The 16,952-nt window shown below is 71.9% G+C and carries 13 protein-coding genes; 5 read left to right on the plus strand and 8 right to left on the minus strand.

Features of this window, described 5'->3' with window-relative positions:
- Nucleotides 1–204 precede the first annotated feature (204 nt).
- The 5 genes from ACFW9D_RS27020 to ACFW9D_RS27040 all read right to left on the minus strand — a co-directional run bounded on the left by ACFW9D_RS27020 (nt 205) and on the right by ACFW9D_RS27040 (nt 8,945).
- Nucleotides 205–2,547 carry a galactose oxidase-like domain-containing protein gene (locus tag ACFW9D_RS27020; protein ID WP_384625857.1) on the minus strand — a complete coding sequence of 781 codons (2,343 nt, stop codon included), beginning with the start codon at nt 2,545–2,547 and terminating at the stop codon, nt 205–207.
- Between the two features lie 104 nt (nt 2,548–2,651).
- On the minus strand, nt 2,652–3,869 hold the full coding sequence (locus ACFW9D_RS27025; RefSeq protein ID WP_384625825.1) for a glycosyltransferase: 1,218 nt from the start codon (nt 3,867–3,869) through the stop codon (nt 2,652–2,654).
- On the minus strand, nt 3,866–5,485 hold the full coding sequence (locus ACFW9D_RS27030) for a glycosyltransferase family 39 protein (protein ID WP_188337161.1): 1,620 nt from the start codon (nt 5,483–5,485) through the stop codon (nt 3,866–3,868). Before ACFW9D_RS27030 ends, ACFW9D_RS27025 begins: the two co-directional genes overlap by 4 nt.
- Nucleotides 5,482–6,768 carry a glycosyltransferase gene (locus tag ACFW9D_RS27035; protein ID WP_188337162.1) on the minus strand — a complete coding sequence of 429 codons (1,287 nt, stop codon included), beginning with the start codon at nt 6,766–6,768 and terminating at the stop codon, nt 5,482–5,484. Before ACFW9D_RS27035 ends, ACFW9D_RS27030 begins: the two co-directional genes overlap by 4 nt.
- Nucleotides 6,769–6,914: 146 nt before the next feature.
- Nucleotides 6,915–8,945 carry a thioredoxin domain-containing protein gene (locus ACFW9D_RS27040; protein ID WP_384625828.1) on the minus strand — a complete coding sequence of 677 codons (2,031 nt, stop codon included), beginning with the start codon at nt 8,943–8,945 and terminating at the stop codon, nt 6,915–6,917.
- Between the two features lie 101 nt (nt 8,946–9,046).
- Here ACFW9D_RS27040 and ACFW9D_RS27045 point away from each other — a divergent pair, with 101 nt between their 5' ends.
- Nucleotides 9,047–9,655 carry an antibiotic biosynthesis monooxygenase gene (locus tag ACFW9D_RS27045; protein WP_188337164.1) on the plus strand — a complete coding sequence of 203 codons (609 nt, stop codon included), beginning with the start codon at nt 9,047–9,049 and terminating at the stop codon, nt 9,653–9,655.
- 21 nt (nt 9,656–9,676) lie between these two features.
- Here the strand turns inward: ACFW9D_RS27045 and ACFW9D_RS27050 are convergent, their stop codons facing one another.
- Nucleotides 9,677–10,108 (minus strand): MmcQ/YjbR family DNA-binding protein, encoded by a 432-nt coding sequence (locus ACFW9D_RS27050; RefSeq protein WP_384625831.1) that lies wholly within the window; start codon nt 10,106–10,108, stop codon nt 9,677–9,679.
- A gap of 128 nt (nt 10,109–10,236) precedes the next feature.
- Between ACFW9D_RS27050 and ACFW9D_RS27055 the strand changes: the two genes are divergently transcribed.
- Together ACFW9D_RS27055 and ACFW9D_RS27060 are read left to right on the plus strand one after the other, a co-directional pair.
- A complete protein-coding gene (locus ACFW9D_RS27055) occupies nt 10,237–13,440 on the plus strand; it encodes a tetratricopeptide repeat protein (protein ID WP_384625834.1) in 3,204 nt (1,067 codons plus the stop codon).
- Nucleotides 13,441–13,601: 161 nt separating this feature from the next.
- The gene (locus ACFW9D_RS27060; protein WP_384625837.1) at nt 13,602–14,369 is read left to right on the plus strand and encodes an MHYT domain-containing protein; all 768 of its coding nucleotides are present in this window, start codon (nt 13,602–13,604) and stop codon (nt 14,367–14,369) included.
- Nucleotides 14,370–14,488: 119 nt separating this feature from the next.
- Here the strand turns inward: ACFW9D_RS27060 and ACFW9D_RS27065 are convergent, their stop codons facing one another.
- Both ACFW9D_RS27065 and mca read right to left on the minus strand, forming a co-directional pair.
- Complete coding sequence (locus tag ACFW9D_RS27065) at nt 14,489–14,713, minus strand: hypothetical protein (RefSeq protein ID WP_384625840.1); 225 nt, start codon at nt 14,711–14,713, stop codon at nt 14,489–14,491.
- A gap of 19 nt (nt 14,714–14,732) precedes the next feature.
- A complete protein-coding gene (mca, locus tag ACFW9D_RS27070) occupies nt 14,733–15,614 on the minus strand; it encodes a mycothiol conjugate amidase Mca (protein ID WP_188337169.1) in 882 nt (293 codons plus the stop codon).
- Between the two features lie 130 nt (nt 15,615–15,744).
- Here mca and ACFW9D_RS27075 point away from each other — a divergent pair, with 130 nt between their 5' ends.
- Nucleotides 15,745–16,146 (plus strand): DUF4307 domain-containing protein, encoded by a 402-nt coding sequence (locus ACFW9D_RS27075; protein WP_384625844.1) that lies wholly within the window; start codon nt 15,745–15,747, stop codon nt 16,144–16,146.
- A gap of 174 nt (nt 16,147–16,320) precedes the next feature.
- Nucleotides 16,321–16,818, plus strand: coding sequence for a transcription elongation factor GreA (gene greA / locus ACFW9D_RS27080; RefSeq protein ID WP_188337171.1), 498 nt, complete (start codon nt 16,321–16,323; stop codon nt 16,816–16,818).
- The last annotated feature ends 134 nt before the right edge of the window (nt 16,819–16,952 follow it).

The following is a 16,952-nucleotide window of genomic DNA, read 5'->3' on the forward strand; positions in this document are numbered from 1 at the left end:
GGGGGGTTGGGGGGGGGGGGGGGGGGGGGGGGCTGGTCGCGCAGTTCCCCGCGCCCCTGAAATGCATGCCCTTCGGGCGCATTTCCCCGATCAAGGCGCAGGGCGCCTTTCATCTGGGGAAGGCGCGGCGAAGCCGCAGCCTTCCAGGGGCGCGGGGAACTGCGCGACCAGCCCCCACCGGGGCCGCACCCGGCGACGAGACCGCTATCGGGCAGACGAGTCCCGTGGCCCGCACGCAACCCCGTCGCCATTCCGGTCCAGCCGCAGCGGATCATCGGCCCCGTTCACCACGAGCCGCCCGAACCTCTGTTCCGCCAGCCAAGCGCAGCGCGCCCTCGTGGACGACTTCACTTGGGGCGGGAAGACAGTAGGCACGCACACGTTCGCCGAGCCGTAGTGCCGGTCGCACCCGGCGACGACCGGGCTGACCGGCGCCGACTTCCGTGCCGCCCGCTTGCCCTTCGGCTCGGCGGCGAGCCCGTCCGCGAACGAGTGGACGTGCGCCGAGACATCCCCGGCGCCGGAGACCGCGGCCCCGGTCAGGTGGACCCACTCGGCGACGGACGGCACCCCGTTCGCGTCCACCGCGAAGAGCATGTACCACCCGGGCGGCGCCAGGTTCGGGTTGGACGTGACGTTCAGGTCGACGTTCGCCCCGTCCACGGACAGCGGCAGATCCACGAACCGCTGATTGGGATCCGACGAATGCGTCACCGCCGCCGGGCGGATCAGCTCGGCCTTGGCGATCGGCCGGTCGACCGTGATCCGCTGCGTGTCCCCGTACTTCCACTCCTTGTCGATGACCGAGGTGATCTTCGGCCGGGCGCCCTTGAGGAGATAGGGCGGCGTGTAGACGGACACGTTGTGGTTCCAGGAGCCGTTGCCCGGGTTGTCGCCGGTGGTCATGACGCGGCCGTCGGGGAGCAGGAACGCGGAGGAGTGGTAGCCGCGGGCCTCGGGGTCCGGGGCGACCGGGTCGAAGGTCGTGGTCTGCGGGTCGAAGATCGAGGACTCGTACACGGGGTCGGCCCGGTTGTGCAGGGCGCCGCCCGTCTCCAGGACCTTGCCGTCGGGCAGCAGCACCGCGGAGACGTACATCTTGCCCTGCGCGCCGGTCTCGGGCTGCGGACCGTTGCCCAGGTCGACGGTGCCCTGCGGGAGCTGGGGCCCGGCCACGTACGCCGGGTTCGGCTGCTTCAGGTCGATGACGTCGACGAGGCGGCCCGCGTCCGGGTTGGAGTCGATGTTGCCGCCGCCCATCGTGAGGACCTTCTGGTCCTGGGCCGGAGGCAGCAGCACGCTGGCGGACTGGTCGCGCTGGTCCTTGTTCTGGAGGCCGGGGACGTCCGTGACGGTGTTCTTGTCGTAGTCGTAGACGGAGGCGCCGGTGCCGGGCGTGCCGTTGCCGAAGACGTGGCTGCCGGAGTAGAAGAGGCGGCCGTCCTGCATGAGGATCATCGACGGGTACAGGCCCCAGTACGACCAGGTCTGGTGGACCTGCGACAGCGGCAGCCACTCCCCCTTCGCCGCGTCGAAGCGCTCGGCGGTGACGGAGCCGGTGGAGTCCTCGCGCAGGCCGCCGAACGACATCACGTCGCCGTTGCCCATGACGGTCGCGGACGGGTACCAGTGGCCGTCGTTCATGTCGTTCGTCTTGGTGTACGACTCGGTGGCGGGGTCGAAGACGTACGAGTCCTTGAAGCCCTCGTAACCGTGCGAGCCGTCCTTGGCCGGGTACGCCTTGTTGCCGCTCATCACGAGGACCCGGCCGTCGGCGAGCTGCACGTGGCCCGCGCAGAACATGTCCTTCGGCGTCGGGATCGTCTTGTACGTGCCCTTCTCCGGGTCGTACACCGCCGAGGTGAAGGTGCCGGCCGCGAACATCTCCTCGCTGTTGCCGGAGCCCGCGATCAGCAGGATCCTGCCGTTCCTGAGGACGACGGAGTGCATGGAGCGGACCGGGTTCTGCGTGGGCAGCACGTCCCAGCGGCCGTCCGCGCACTCCTTCTGCGTGCCGGTGCACCCGGGGTCGGGGACCGGGTCCGCGACCTGTTCCATCGGTTCGTCGTCGGTGGTCGCCGAGCCGGTGCCGTAGACGGAGACGCCCCAGCTGATGCGGTCGGTGCCGGGCGGCACCTCGGGCGTGCGGACGGCCGCCCGGTCCCAACCCGCGCTCATGTCCAGGGTCTTGAGGTCGGTCCAGTACTGCCAGCCGGCGGTCGTGTCGTGCCGGAACAGCGTGACCGAGGCGTCCGGCGTCGTCGTCTTGTACCAGAGGCCCAGGTCGTACTGCTTGCCGACGGTGACGGGCGGCGCGCAGTCGGCGGACTCGGTGATGAGTGCCTTGCGGTCGCCGTCGACGCGGCGGGTCAGCTCGACCTTCATGGCCTTGGTTCCGGTGCGGGCGTCGGCGGTCGTCGTGAACGTGAAGTCGTTGTCGCCCCAGCCGGACTTCTCCCAGCAGGCCGGCATGTCGCCGGTCCCCGCGGTCTCGAAGCCGGGGTTCTTGATGAGGTTCGCGGCGGAGGCGGGCTGCGGCACGGCCATCAGGAGGGAGGCCGCGAGCGCGGTCACCCCCGCGAGGGCCGTTCTCCGGGTGGGCCCCGGCCGTCTCGTGCGCGACGTTCGTGTCCTCGTACCTGTCGTGCGGCTCACGCGGCGGCTCCTGTCGCGGTCTCGGCGGTCGGCTCGGCGATCTCCGGTGGGCCGGACACCTGCGGTGTCCCGGGCTTCTTGGTCCTTTTCGCGTAGACGAGCGCCTCGGTGCCGGCGAAGCGCAGGACGAACGTGGTGACGAGCGCGAGCGCCGTCGCGGGCAGTACGGCCAGGCCCAGTTCCCGGACGAACAGGGCGATCAGCGGGATGCGCAGCACCAGGTCCGCGTTGGCGAGCAGGGCGAAACGGGCGGTGCGGTCGGCCCAGTGGCGGTGGCCGCGCCGGGTGCGGAAGAGGAGGCCCTCGATGAGCAGGAAGTTCCAGGCGACGCCCGCCTGGTTGGCGAGGACCTCGGCCGGCAGGTAGTGCAGGCCCGTGTGGGTGAGGGCGGACAGGGCGAGCAGGTTGGGCACGAAGCCGGTCAGGCCGATCAGGCCGAAGACGAGCATGCGGGCGAGCGGGGCGGCGGTGCGCAGTTCGACGAGGTGGCGCAGATAGCGCAGACCCTCGCGCAGGCCGGACTTGGACTCGCCCGCGTGCCGCTCCTGGAAGACGAACGGCACCTCGGCGACGCTCAACCGGCCCGTGCGGACGGCGAGTTCGAGCAGGATCTTGTACCCGAGCGGCTTGAGGGCGTCGGGGTGGACGGCGGCGCGGCGGATCGCGAGGAAGCCGCTCATCGGGTCGCTGATGCCGCGCAGGGCGCGCGGGAAGAGGCCCTTGGCGAGCCAGGTGGAGGCGCGGGACACGGCGACGCGGTAGCCGCCGGACAGTCCGGCGCGGCTGCCGCCGGGCAGGTAGCGGCTGGCGACGACGAGCTGGGCGCCCTCCTGCTCGCCGGTCGCCACCAACTCCGGTACGAGGGACGGCGGGTGCTGGAGGTCGCCGTCCATGACGACGACCCAGTCGGACGTGGCGGCGCGGATCCCGGCGACGACGGCGCCGCCGAGCCCGCCGGTGGGTTCGTCGCGGTGCAGGACGGTCACCGGGAAGGGGCAGTCCTGGGCGATCTCGCGGATGACGCGGGGCGTCTCGTCGGTGGAGTCGTCGACGAAGAGGACCTCGCAGGGCAGCCGGTGCGGGACCGACTCCGTGACGCGGTACAGGAGTTCGGCGATGTTGTCCTGTTCGTTGAAGGTGGGGACGACGATGGTGACGGCGCCCGGCTCGGGCACCTCGGCGCCGTCGAGTTCGGTCTCGGGGTGCACGGTCATCGGCTCCCGCCTCCCTGGACGCGGCGGATCTCGATGCGGTCCGGGCCCTCGCCGAAGGTGGCGACGGGGGTGGAGTGCCGCAGCGCGTCCCGTACGTTCGGCAGGTCGGCGGCGTCGCGGCGCACGGTGGGCGAGGCGACCACGTAGTCGAGGTCGCGCCAGCCGTCCGGCATCGTCCTGGTGACGGCCGGGTCGAGGTCGGCCTTGTAGAACCAGATGGCGCCGAGGCCGGGTTCGTAGCCGGCGTGGACGAGGTCGAGCCAGAGCGCGTCGTCGACGAGGACGCGGGTGGAGGCCGGATCGGGGACCTCGCTCGCCATCCAGGCGGCGGCGCCCCGGTACGGCGCGTTCGCGTCGACGGTCATCGCGGTGCGGTCGCCGTCGTACCAGCGCGGTGCGACGAGAGCGGCCGCGCAGGCGGCGAGCACCGCGACGGCGGTGAGGCGCAGCCCGCGCGGCGCCCGGCCCCGGTGCACGAGGGCGTGGACGACTCCGGCGGCGGCCCCGGCGAGGACGAGGGCGAGGAACGGCAGCGCCTGCACGATGTACATGGCGGGCAGATAGCCGGTCGGGCGCATCGCGACGAGGGCGAGCACGGCGACGGCGAGCGCGGGTCCGGCGAGGGCGCGGGCGGTGACCGACCAGCGCAGGGTGACGAGCAGGAACAGGGCGGCGGCGAGCCCGCCGATGGGCAGCACCCGGTCGTAGTAGAGCCAGGAGTGGAGCACACCGTGCGAGCCGGAGCCGGCGTCGAGAACGAAGCCGGAGCCGGGGCGGCTGAGCTGGTAGCTGATGCCGTCCCACAGCGAGACGTGCCCGCCGCCGGGGAACAGCTCGCCCTTGAGCAGGGCGAACAGTGGGTACGAGAGGCCGACGAGAGCGCACGCGGTGACCGCGCCGGTGAGGGCGAACTTGCGGGTCGCCGGGTGGCCGTGGCGCCACATGGTGACGAGCAGCGCGGGCAGCAGGACGAGCATCGTCTCCTTGGAGAGGACGCCCGTCGCGGCGGCGAGTCCGGCGGCGAAGTGGTGCCACAGGTGCCGGCTCGGGGACGCCGCGAGGCAGAACGCGAGGAGCATCCACATCACGGCGATGTTGTCGAGGAAGATCTCGCGCTGGAGCACCACGGCCAGCGGGGAGAGCCCGAACAGGGCCATGCCGAGGCCGGCCGCCCACATCGGCAGCCGCAGCCTGCGGGCGAGGACGTAGACGAGGACGGCACTGACCGCGCTGACGCCGAGCATGGCGAGCCGCATGGTGCCGACGGTCATGGCGGACGGGTCGGCGAGCGCCGGGATCCAGCTGACGGCGGCGAGCTGGAGCCAGCCCAGCGGCGGGTGGTCGTACCAGTACGTGTAGTGGGCGAGGCCGTCGCCCTGCTGCACGGCCCAGGCCTGGGCGAGGTACGTGCCCTCGTCGTCGCTGAAGTTGGGGTAGCCCGCGATGTTCCAGCCCTGGACGAGGACGATCGCGGCGAGGAGCACTCCGCACAGCGCGAGGTCGGCCGGTGAGCTGCGGAAACGGACGGCGCGGACCGGGGTGCGCAGGCGGGCGGGGACATGGGTGGGCTGCGCGACCGGCGTGGAGCTGCCGGCCGCGGGGAGGGTGGCGGTCACGCGGGTACGTCCTCTCGGGCGGCACGCTCGGCGGGCAGATGGGCTCCTACGTGACTGGTCAGCTCCCAGTCGCTGCGGCCGCGCTGCTCGCGCCAGACGGCGCGGATCGCGGCGCCGGCGAGGAGCAGCTGGTAGAAGGGCCCGCCGGCGATGAGCTTGAGGTAGTGGACGAACCGGACGCGCATCCCGTACTGCTTGCCGAAGTCGTGCAGGCCGACGACCTCGAAGACGAAGGTCACGAACGCGGTGACGGCCGGCAGGAAGGTGATGAAGGCGATGCCGACGGGGACGTCCATGAGGAGGGCGACCGCGGCGTTGAGCGGGATGATCAGGCCGGTGAACGCCTGCATGAACGGGGTCATGAGGGTGTAGCGGGCGAGCATCCGCTGCCGGAGCGTGGGCAGTTGCTTCCAGTCCTTCTTCCGGTAGACCTGGAGGAATCCCTGGTTCCAGCGGGTGCGCTGTTTGAGCAGGGACAGCAGGGTGCCCGGGGTCTCCTCGCGGGTGACCATGTCGGAGTCGTAGGCGACGACGACCTTCTTGCCGGTGCTGGACAGGCGCACGCCGAGGTCGCAGTCCTCGGCGAGGCACTCGGGGTCCCAGCCGCCGGCTTGTCTGAGCACGTCGGTGCGGACGAAGACGGTGTTGCCGCCGAGCGGGATGAAGCCCTTCTGGGCGTGCAGGTGCAGCCGGGAGCGGAACCAGAAGAAGTACTCCAGGCAGTTGCGCAGGCTGTACCAGCTGGAGTGGAAGTTGATCAGCTGGACGCCGCCCTGCACGACGTCGGCGCCGGTGTCGCGGAAGGCGTGGTCGACGTGGGCGAGCAGGTCGTGGTGGACCTGGTCCTCTGCGTCGAAGACCCCGACGACGTCGCCCCGGCAGTACGGGAGCGCGGTGTTGAGGGCCTTGGGTTTGTTCTTCCTGGCGTGGGTGTCGACGACGACGCGCACGCGCGGGTCGCGGGCGGCGGCCCGCTCGGCGACCTCGGCGGTCCCGGGGTCGTCGTGCCCGACGATGACGATGATCTCGAAGTCACGGTGGCCGGACTCGAGGAGCCGCTGGACGGTGTGATCGAGCACGGCCTGCTCGTGCCGGGCGGGCAGGAGCAGCGAGAAGGACAGGGCCCCGTGATCTCCGGGGGCCGCGAAGCGCGTGGAGGCGAGCACCTCCGGCGTGCGCCAGGCGTGCATCTGCCACCACAGCGTGAAGGCGGCCATCCAGAACAGGGCCAGTGATATGGCCGCGACGAGCGCAGCACTGAGTATCGCGCCGGCATCGGACATGCCGACGACATCGGTTGCAAGCAAAAGATCCCCCCAGATCCCCCTAAGTGCGACATTCAGCCACACTCACCCCACCGATGGGCTGAGGATATGGGGAACCTGTGAAGGAGGGGAACCTGTTCGGATAAATACCGCGCTAAGCCGCGTTAACCCTGCGTTTCGCCCAAGATGCGCGTCAGTCCCCCGACGTCGGTCACGGGCGCGTCGCAGACGAAGTGGTGGCACACGTAGACGGTCTCCCGCCCGTCCACCTTCGGCCGGTCCGCGAGCAGCGGGAGTTCGGTGCCGCCCTCGGGCCCGGCGGCGACCACCGCGCCGGGCGCGGTCGCGGTGAGCGCCGCGTGGTGCATGCGGCCGCCGATCTCCCCGATGACGGCGACCTCGCGCGGCCCGTCGAGCAGCGCCTCGGCGACCGCCAGGCCGTTGCCGATGAACCGGGGCGCGCGCGGACCGAGCGCCTTCACGACCCCCAGCGCCCGCTCGGCGGCGGCGCGGTGCGGCTCGGACCCGGTCTGCGCGGCGTACGACAGGAGGGCGCCGGCGGCGGCGGTCCAGCCGGACGGGGTCGCGTTGTCGGTCGGGTCCTGGGGGCGGCGGATCAGCTGCTCGGCGTCGGCGGCCGTGTCGTACAGGGCGCCGCTCTCCGGGTCCACGAACCGGTCGAGGACGTGGTCGAGCAGGAACCCGGCGAATTCCAGCCACACGCCCTCGCCGGTCACCGACGCCAGCGCGAGGAAGCCCTCGGCGACGTCCGCGTAGTCCTCCAGGACACCCGCGTTGTGCCCGGCGTGGCCGTCCTTGCTGGTGCGGGTGAGACGGGCGAGCGGGTCCATGTGCAGGCGGACGAGCAGATCACCGGCGCAGACGGCGGCGTCGACGAGGTCCTGGCGGCCGAAGTAGGCGCCGGTCTCGGCGAGCGCGGCGATCGCCAGGCCGTTCCAGGCGGCGACCACCTTGTCGTCCCGGCCGGGCGCGGGGCGCCCGGCGCGGGCCGCGAGCAGCCGCTCCCGGATCCGCTCGACCCGGCCGGCGTCGGCGACGCCCTCGGTCTGCGGGAGCCGCAGCACGGAGGCGCCCTCCTCGAAGGTGCCCTCCTCGGTGACCCCGAAGTGCTGGGCGGCGACGGCCGCGTCCTCGGCGCCGAGCACCTCGGTCAGCTGCGCGGGAGTCCACACGTAGTAGGCGCCCTCGACGGACTTGCCGGTCGCCGGGTCCTCGCTGTCGGCGTCGAGCGCCGAGGCGAACCCACCCTCGTTCGTGCGCAGTTCGCGCACCATGAAGTCGGCGGTCTCCAGCGCGACCCGCTTGGCGAGCTCGCTGCCGGTGCTCCGCCACAGGTGGGCGTAGGACCGGCACAGCAGCGCGTTGTCGTACAGCATCTTCTCGAAGTGCGGCACGGTGAACTCGCGGTCCACGGAGTAGCGCGCGAAGCCGCCGCCCAGCTGGTCGTAGATCCCACCGCGGGCCATCCGCTCGCACGTGTCGACGGCCATCTGGAGGGCGCCCTCGGCGCCGGTGCGCGCGTGGTGGCGCAGCAGGAACTCGATGACCATGGACGGCGGGAACTTGGGCGCCCCGCCGAATCCGCCGTACGTCGCGTCGTACTCCCGGGTCAGCCCGAGCAGCGCCGCCGCGAGCTCCTCCTCGCCGGGCACCCGGGTGTCCCCGTACGGGAGTTCGCGCCGCGCCAGATCGGCGGTGATCTTCCCGGCGACCTCGGCGACCTCGTCCCGCCGCCCGGTCCACGCGTCCCGGACGCCGCCGAGGACCTGGGTGAAGGAGGGCATGCCGTGACGGGGCTCGGGCGGGAAGTAGGTGCCGAAGTAGAACGGCTCGGCGTCCGGGGTCAGGAACACGGTCATCGGCCAGCCGCCCTGCCCGGTGGCCGCCTGCACGGCCTCCATGTACACGGCGTCGACGTCCGGCCGCTCCTCGCGGTCGACCTTGATGTTCACGAAGTGCTCGTTCATGGCGGCGGCGGTGGCCTCGTCCTCGAAGGACTCGTGCGCCATGACGTGACACCAGTGGCAGCTGGAGTACCCGACGCTGAGCAGCACGGGCACATTGCGCCGCCGCGCCTCCTCGAAGGCCTCCGGGGACCACGGCCACCAGTCGACCGGGTTGTCGGCGTGCTGGAGCAGATAGGGCGACTGGGATGCGGCCAGGCGATTCACCATGCCCGCAGTATCGCAGCCCGCTCCGGCCGTGCCCGCTTGCGACGTCCTCGGCACCGGAGGAGTGTCGTAAGCAGGTACACAGAGAGGAATGGGGGCCGGTCATGCATGTGCGCACGACTTATGTGACAGGCGATCCGGGCAAGATCGACGAAGCCCTGGACGGCCTCCGGGCGGAGGCCGTGAAGCTGCTGTCCGAGCAGCCGGGCTACCGGGGATACGGACTCTTCGCCGACCGTGAGATCGGCAAGATCGTCATGGGGAGCTGGTGGGACTCCGCCGAGCACGCCCACGGCAGCGACGACCAGCTGAAGCAGCGCCGGGCGGAGCTGCTCTCGCCCTTCGCGTCGTCGATGTCCGTGATGACGTTCGAGGCGCTGGGCTACACACGCCGTCCGCAGGCCGCTGCGGGTGCGGGGTTCCGCCTCGCGCGCTTCCAGATACCGCCGGGCGCGCTCGACGACCTGGCCGGGCTGTTCCGGTCCACCGCACTGCCCCGGTTCGAGGAGACCCCGGGCTTCGCGGGCGCGGCACTGCTCGCCGACCGCGCCACGGGCTTCGGCTCGGTCGGCACGATCTGGCGCGACCGCGAGGCGCTGGCGGCCTCCCGCGGCACCCAGGCGGGGACCCGGGCGAAGGCGACCTCGGAGGTGCCGATGAACGTCATCGCTCTCGAGGAGTTCGAGGCGGTGATTCTCGAGCGGCTCGACTGAGCGCACCTCCGCCGTGCCCCGTCACCCCGCCGGGCCGCCCCGCTCGTCGAGGGCCGCCACCCTGCGCGCGCCCGCGACCTGCCGGTAGGACGCGTCGAGGAGTTCGGCGACCTCCTGCCAGTCGACGTCGTCCGGGGCGGTGGCGCCGCCGGCGGCGAGGTCGAGGCCGATCCAGCCGGAGGGGGCGAGATAGGCGGGGGCGAAGCAGCGCGGGTCCTCGGCGAGGGCCGCGCGGTCGCTCTCGTCCGGCAGGACGAGCAGGGCCCGGTCGTAGCGGACGCGGGTGTCGGCGGATCCCTTGGTCGAACCGCCGTACCAGGCGAAGTACTTGCCGGCGCGGAAGCCGGGGCGGCCGTGCGCGATCTGCTCCTCGGCATCCGGGAAGGCCAGGGCCACCCGGCGCAGGAGCACCAGATACGGGTCGTCTTCGTCGAACATGACGGGGTGGGGCATGGCTGGATGATGACACCCGCCCCGCCCGGGCCGCCTCATCGCGCGATCGCGGGACCCTCGCGCCTTCACCCCGTACGCAGCACACTTGTCCGTGAACTGACGGGATGTCGATCGGAGGGGGACCGAGTATGCGAGACAGCCACCGGGCGGAGGCCGAGCGGCTGTTGGCCCGGGCCGTCGAGGAGGAGGTCAGGCGCTCCGGCGGCCGGGTCGACGGGAAGGTGCTGCTCGCGCGGGCGCGCGGTGCGCTGGACGCGATGGGACAGACCGCCGTCGAGGAGTACGCCGCCTACACGGGGGCGCTCGACGCGGCGTCGGCGGGACGGATGACGTTCGGGGAGCGGTTCGCCAAGGAGGGCGGGTCGACTCCCTTGATGGTGGCGGGAGTCGGGGCGGTCACCGCGTGCGTCGCCGACCTGGCGCTCGGCGCCGGGACCGGGGTCGCGGTGGGCGCGGGCGCCGCCGTCGCCGTGCTGGGCGCGGCCGCGACGGTCGCCAAGGTGACGGCCGCTCATCTGCCGGCGGCGAGCCGCAGCGCGGGCGCGGCGAGCCAGCCCGGCGGCCCGGAGCAGCTGCGGCTCCAGTGGCTGACCGCGCTGGAGGTGCGGGGCATCCGGCCGTTCCTGGACCAGCAGCGGGTCCTGGCGGCGAGCACCGGCGCGGGGACGGGCACGAAGAAGACGGTCGTGCCGCAGTTGCGCGGGACCGACAAGAGCGCGGCGGCCCGGAGGCGGACCGTCCTGGAGCAGTCCTTCGGCCAACTCCCCGAACCCGACGGGCCGTTCGCGGGCCGCCGGGCCGCCCTGTCGAGGATCACGCAGTGGGTGCACGCGGCGCGGGCCAGTACGCAGACGCGGCCCACGGTGGTGGTGCTGCACGGGGCGCCCGGATCGGGGCGCACGACGCTCGCGGTGCGGGCGGCGCACGAGCTGCGCGACCAGTTCCGCGGGGCGTGCGTCGTGGACCTGCGCGGGGACCGCTCGGACGCGGCGCCGCTGTCGACGCGGGACGCGCTGATGCACCTGCTCAACCGGCTCGGGGCGCCCCGCGAGCAGCTCCTGTTCCGGGAGCGGTCCTCGCAGGACCAGCAGGTCAAGCGGCTGAGCGAGCTCTACCACCAGTATCTGACCGGGCTGCCCGTCACGATCGTCCTGGACGACGCGGCCGACGCGGCGCAGGTGCGCGCGCTGATCCCCGAGCGCTCCGACAGTCTCGTCGTCGTCACCTCCCGCAAACCGCTCGACCTCGGCGAGGACACCCCGGCGTGGGTGCACCAGCTGCCGGTGGAGGCGCTCGACGCGGCGGGCGCCGAGGAACTGCTGCGCGAGGCCGCCGAGGACCCGGAAGGGCCGTACGACGCCGAAGCGACCGATGCCGTACGGGAGTTGTGCGGCGGGCTGCCGCTCGCGCTGCGGATCGCCGGGTCCGCGATCGGGCCGCGCACCCCGCGCCGGCTCGCCGCGGACCTCGGCGCGTACGGGCCGGTGGAGCCGGTCGAGCGGGTGCTGTGGCTGCGCTACACCGACCAGTCCGAGCAGGCCCGCCGGCTGCTGCGGCGCCTCGCGCTGGCCGGCCGGGCCTCGCTCGGCGCGGCCGCCGCAGCGGCGCTGCTCGCCACCGACACCAAGGAGGCGACCAAGCATCTGACGGCGCTGTCCCGCGCCGGCCTGATCGACCGTGTGCGCGGCAGCCGCTACCGGCTGCACGACCTGGTGCGCGGCTTCGCCCAGGCCCGGCTGGCCGACGAGGAGGAGCCCGCCGAGCGCACGGCCGCGCAGGAGCGCCTGATCCAGAACTACGCGGATCTCGCCGACTCCGTGATCCGCCTGGTCGACGGCAACATGTCGACGCGGGCCGGGCAGATGGGCCCGCACGGGTTCACCTCGCTGGACGCCGCGCTGCGCTGGCTGGACGACGAGTCGAGCTTCATCACGGCGGCCCTGCGGCACGCGGAGGGCGTCAACCAGGACGCGGTGCTCGGCCTGCTCGGCGCCCTGTGCGACTACTGCCTGCTGCGCGGCGACCTCTACCGCCTCGGCGAGATCAGCGAACTGACCCAGGCCATCGACCAGGGCCTCCTGGTGCGCTCGGTGCAGTGGCGCACGGGCATCGCGGCCCGCCAGCTCGGTGAGCTCGACAAGGCCCGTACGACGCTGTCGTCCGTGGTCGACCTGTACCGGGAGGCGCACCACCGGGCCGGTGAGGCCCGCGCGCTGTGCTCGCTCGGCATCACACTGCACCACCAGGGCCAGCTCACGGAGGCGAGCGCGAAGCTGCGCGAGGCGCTCGACCTCCAGACCACCCCGGAGACGAAGGGCGACCGGGGCTGGACCCTGCACGCGCTCGCGGCGGTGGAGCGGGACCGCGCGCACGTCCGTGAATCGCTGGAGCTGCTCACCGACGCGCTCGCCCTGCACCGGGAGAACGAGTCGCTGCACGGCGAGGCCTGGGCGCACTTCCAGCTCGGCCAGCTGTGCCTGCGCATGGGCGACGTGGACCGCGCCGAGGAGCAGCTGCGCACCGCGCTCGACCTGTACGGCCGGACCCGGGACGCGCGCGGCGAGGCCTGGGCGCTGACCCAGCTGGCCCGCACCCGGCTGGTCGACGGCGACGCGTCGGCGGCGGTCGACGGACTGCGCCAGGCCGCGTCCCGGCACCGCGACAACGAGGACGCGCGCGGCGAGGCCTGGACGTACTACTACCTGGGCCAGGCCCTGGAGGAGACCGGCGACCTCGACCAGGCGGTGCGCGACCTGGAGCGCTCCCGCACGATGTTCTCCCGGATGCGGGACGTGTACGGGCTCGCCTGCGCCCGGCACCACTCGGCGCGTGTCACCCGCGACCAGCGGGCCGCGCAGACCGGCTCCCTGCGCAACTCCGGCTTCGCCCGCCAGCTCCTCGTCGACGCCCGCGCCGACTTCCAGCGGATCGGTGTCGCGCACGGCGAGGCGTGGACGTGCCTGGAGCTGGCGGTGGTCGACGCGGGCAACGCGCGGCTCCAGCAGGCGCTCGACCTGTGCGAGGAGGCGCGGGGCCTGTTCGCCTCGTACGGGGACCGGCGGGGCGAGGAGTGGGCGGCGTTCCTGCGCTGCACGCTGCTGCCCTACGCGTCGCCCGGCGGCTCGGAGGTCGGCACGGCCGTCGCCCAGGAGGAACTGGCGGCACTGACCCGCACCCCGGCGCCGACCCGCGACGGCAAGCTCGACGACTACGTGAGGGCGTACGGGCTGCTCCTGGAGCGCGGGGTCGACCTGGACGCGGGCTGGCAGGCCTGGCGTCTCGGCATGGTCCCGAGCCGGCACGCGCGGGACGTGATGGGGGTGACGGACTGACACCGGACTGACGGGCCGCCAGCTCCTCACGGTTGCACAACGATGTGCAGGTTACGTTCGGTAACCTGCACGCACCCCCTTCACACCGCCCTTACTTTCTCTCCGTACCCAGTAGTAACCGAGCTGGGGCACCCGCCACGGCACCGGAGAGTGAAAAGTACATGCAGGGCACAGTCGACGGCTTCAGCTACGGGCTCATGACGCCCGTGGCGGCCTACCTGATGGCGTGTCTGGGCTCGGCGCTCGGACTGCGCTGCGTCGCCCGGACCGCCGGCCGGCGCGAGGGCCGCCGCACGGGCTGGCTGGCGCTCGGCTCTGCCTGCCTCGGCGTCGGCATCTGGACGATGCACTTCATCGCGATGGTCGGCTTCCAGGTCGAGGAGACCGCCATCACCTACGACATGCCGCTGACCCTGCTCAGCCTCGCCGTCTCGATCCTCGTCGTCGGTATCGGCGTCTTCATCGTCGGCCACCGCGGCACGGCCGCCGTCCCGCTGGTCACGGCCGGCGTCCTGACCGGACTCGGCGTCGCGATGATGCACTACCTGGGCATGGCCGCCATGCGCATGAACGGCGAGATCCGCTACGACACGACGCTCGTGGCGCTGTCCGTCGTGATCGCCGTCGTCGCCGCGACCGCCGCGCTGTGGGCCGCGGTCAGCATCCGCGGCTTCCTGCCCTCGCTCGGCGCCAGCCTCGTCATGGGCCTCGCCATCTCGGGCATGCACTACACGGGCATGGCCGCCGTCAGCGTCCGGCTCCACGACGCGGCCACGCACACAGCGGGCCACGCCGGAAGCTCGTTCCTGCTGCCGATGATCGCCGGCCCGTTCATCTTCCTGGTCCTGTCGGCCGTGGTCGTCATGCTCGACCCCAGCCTGATCCTGGGCGAGGACGACGACTGGTACCACCAGCCCACCCGCGCCTGAGGCGATGCCCCCTGGAGATGCCGCACGAAGTGCGCATCTCCAGGGGCGCGGGGAACTGCGCGAGCAACCACGACGGCGGGTGGGCCGCCGACGAAGCTCACGCGGCAGACGCGTATGCGTCAGCCCCGGTCAGCCACGGTGCCGCCCACAGAGGAGTCGGCCTCACTCCCGGAGGGACTGTCACCCTTCTCCTTGAAGTCGACCTTCCCCATGTGCCGGTTCATCGACTTCATCAGGCCCCACACGGCCAGCGCCATCACCGCGAAGACGATGAAGCCGAGAACACCCGGAGTCACCTTGTTCTCGTCGACCTCCTTGGCGGCAAGGGGGACGAGATGGGTCATTGCCAGATTCGCGTTCACATCAGGCATTGTGGCGGATGCCCGCGAAGAGGTCGTCCTCGGGGAGGGACGTGGGCACGAGCGACTTCGCCAGCTCGTACTCCTCCGTGGGCCACACGGCCTTCTGGATCTCCATCGGCACCCGGAACCAGCCGCCGTCCGGATCGATCTGCGTGGCGTGCGCGATCAGCGCCTTGTCGCGGACCTCGAAGAAGTCGGCGCACGGAACGTGCGTGGTCAGCGTGCGCTCGACCCGCTCGAACTCGTCCCACCGCTTCAGCCAGTCCGCGTACGGCGACTCGAGACCGCGGTCCAGGAGCGCGTGGTGCAGCGCCTCGGTGCGCGGCCGGTTGAAGCCCTGGTTGTAGTAGAGCTTCATCGCCTGCCACACCGGCCCGTACTCGGACTCGGGGAACTTCTCGGGATCGGCCGCGCCCTCGAAGGCCACCATCGTGATCTTGTGGGTCATGATGTGGTCGGGGTGCGGGTACCCGCCGTTCTCGTCGTACGTCGTGATGACCTGGGGACGGAACGAGCGGATCTGCCGGACCAGCTCACCCGCCGCCTTGTCGACGTCCTCCAGGGCGAAGCAGCCCTCGGGCAGCGGCGGCAGCGGGTCGCCCTCGGGCAGGCCCGAGTCGACGAAGCCGAGCCACTCCTGCTGGACGCCGAGGATCTCCCGGGCCTCGTCCATCTCCTTCTTGCGCACCTCGTGGATGTGCTCCTCGATGTACGTGTCGCCCTGGAGCTTGGGGTTGAGGATGGAGCCGCGCTCTCCGCCCGTGCAGGTCACCACGAGCACGTCCACCCCCTCGGACACGTACTTGGCCATGGTGGCCGCGCCCTTCGACGACTCGTCGTCGGGATGGGCGTGTACGGCCATCAGTCGCAGCTGCTCAGTCAAGACAAGATCCTCGTGAGATAGGGCGCCCGGTGTCGTCCGGCGCAATGTGCGGCTTCTATAGTGACCGAACCGGGGGGCGGAAAATTCCGGTGCCCGCGATCGTGACGGGCCACGCGAGAGGATCTGGCCGATGAGCGCCGTGCAGCAGCTGCCCGAGGGGCGGTACGGCTCTTCGCGCGCCGCCGACGCCCGCGCGGACCGGAAGCTGAGGATCGCCGCGATCGTGACCGGCACGCTCTTCGCCGGCCTGATGATCTGGTTCGGCTGGTACTACGTGGTGGCCAACAAGTTCAGCGGCGAGATCATCGCCTTCAAGACCCACAAGTCCTCGGTCGAGGTCCATCTGGAGATCCGTAAGGACTCCGACGCGAGCGGTTACTGCACCGTCCGCTCGCAGAGCGCCGACGGCGCCGAGGTCGGCCGCGCGGACTTCCGCTTCAGCCAGCCGAAGGAGCGCATCGACCAGGTCGTCACCCTGCGCACCTCGGGCCGCGGCACGACCGCGGAGCTGATCGGCTGTCACGCGGACTGACGCACGGTTCACCCTCTCCTGGCGGCGCCTGACCTGCGTCGACAGAATTCTGGTGGCTTATGTCCTCCCCCTTTCACCGTTGAATTGTTAGGCTCGTGGTTTCGCCCACCTGGAAGGGAACATCCTTCAGGTAGGGCGATGCTTTGTATTCCCAGTACCTACGAGGAGCACCCTGTGACCCAGACCAGCGAAGACGTCACCTGGCTCACGCAGGAGGCGTACTCCAAGCTCAAGGAAGAGCTGGCGTACCTGTCTGGTCCCGCGCGCGAGGAAGTCACCGCGAAGATCGCGGCCGCGCGCGAGGAGGGCGACCTGCGCGAGAACGGCGGGTACCACGCGGCCAAGGAGGAGCAGGGCAAGCAGGAGCTCCGCATCCGCCAGCTCACCCAGCTTCTCGAGAAGGCCAAGGTCGGCGAGGCGCCGGCCGACGACGGCGTGGTCGAGCCCGGCATGGTCGTCACCATCGCCTTCGACGGCGACGAGGACGACACCGTCACGTTCCTGCTCGCCTCGCGCGAGTACGCGAGCGCGGACATCGAGACGTACTCGCCGCAGTCCCCGCTCGGCACGGGTGTGAACGGCAAGAAGGTCGGTGACGACGCCGAGTACGAGCTGCCGAACGGCAAGATGGCCTCGGTGAAGATCCTCAAGGCGGAGCCCTACTCCGGCTGACGCCTTTCACGACGCCCTGCGAGCGGGGGGGGGGGGGCCGGGGGCGGGGGGGGGGCCCGCGGCGCGCGCCGGGCCCCCCCCGCGCGCGCGCGGCGGGGGGGCCCCCGCGGGGGGGGGGGGCTCGGCCCCGAAGC

Source organism: Streptomyces sp. NPDC059524, from assembly GCF_042749255.1.
In the GTDB taxonomy this organism is placed as follows: Bacteria; Actinomycetota; Actinomycetes; order Streptomycetales; family Streptomycetaceae; genus Streptomyces; species Streptomyces xanthii.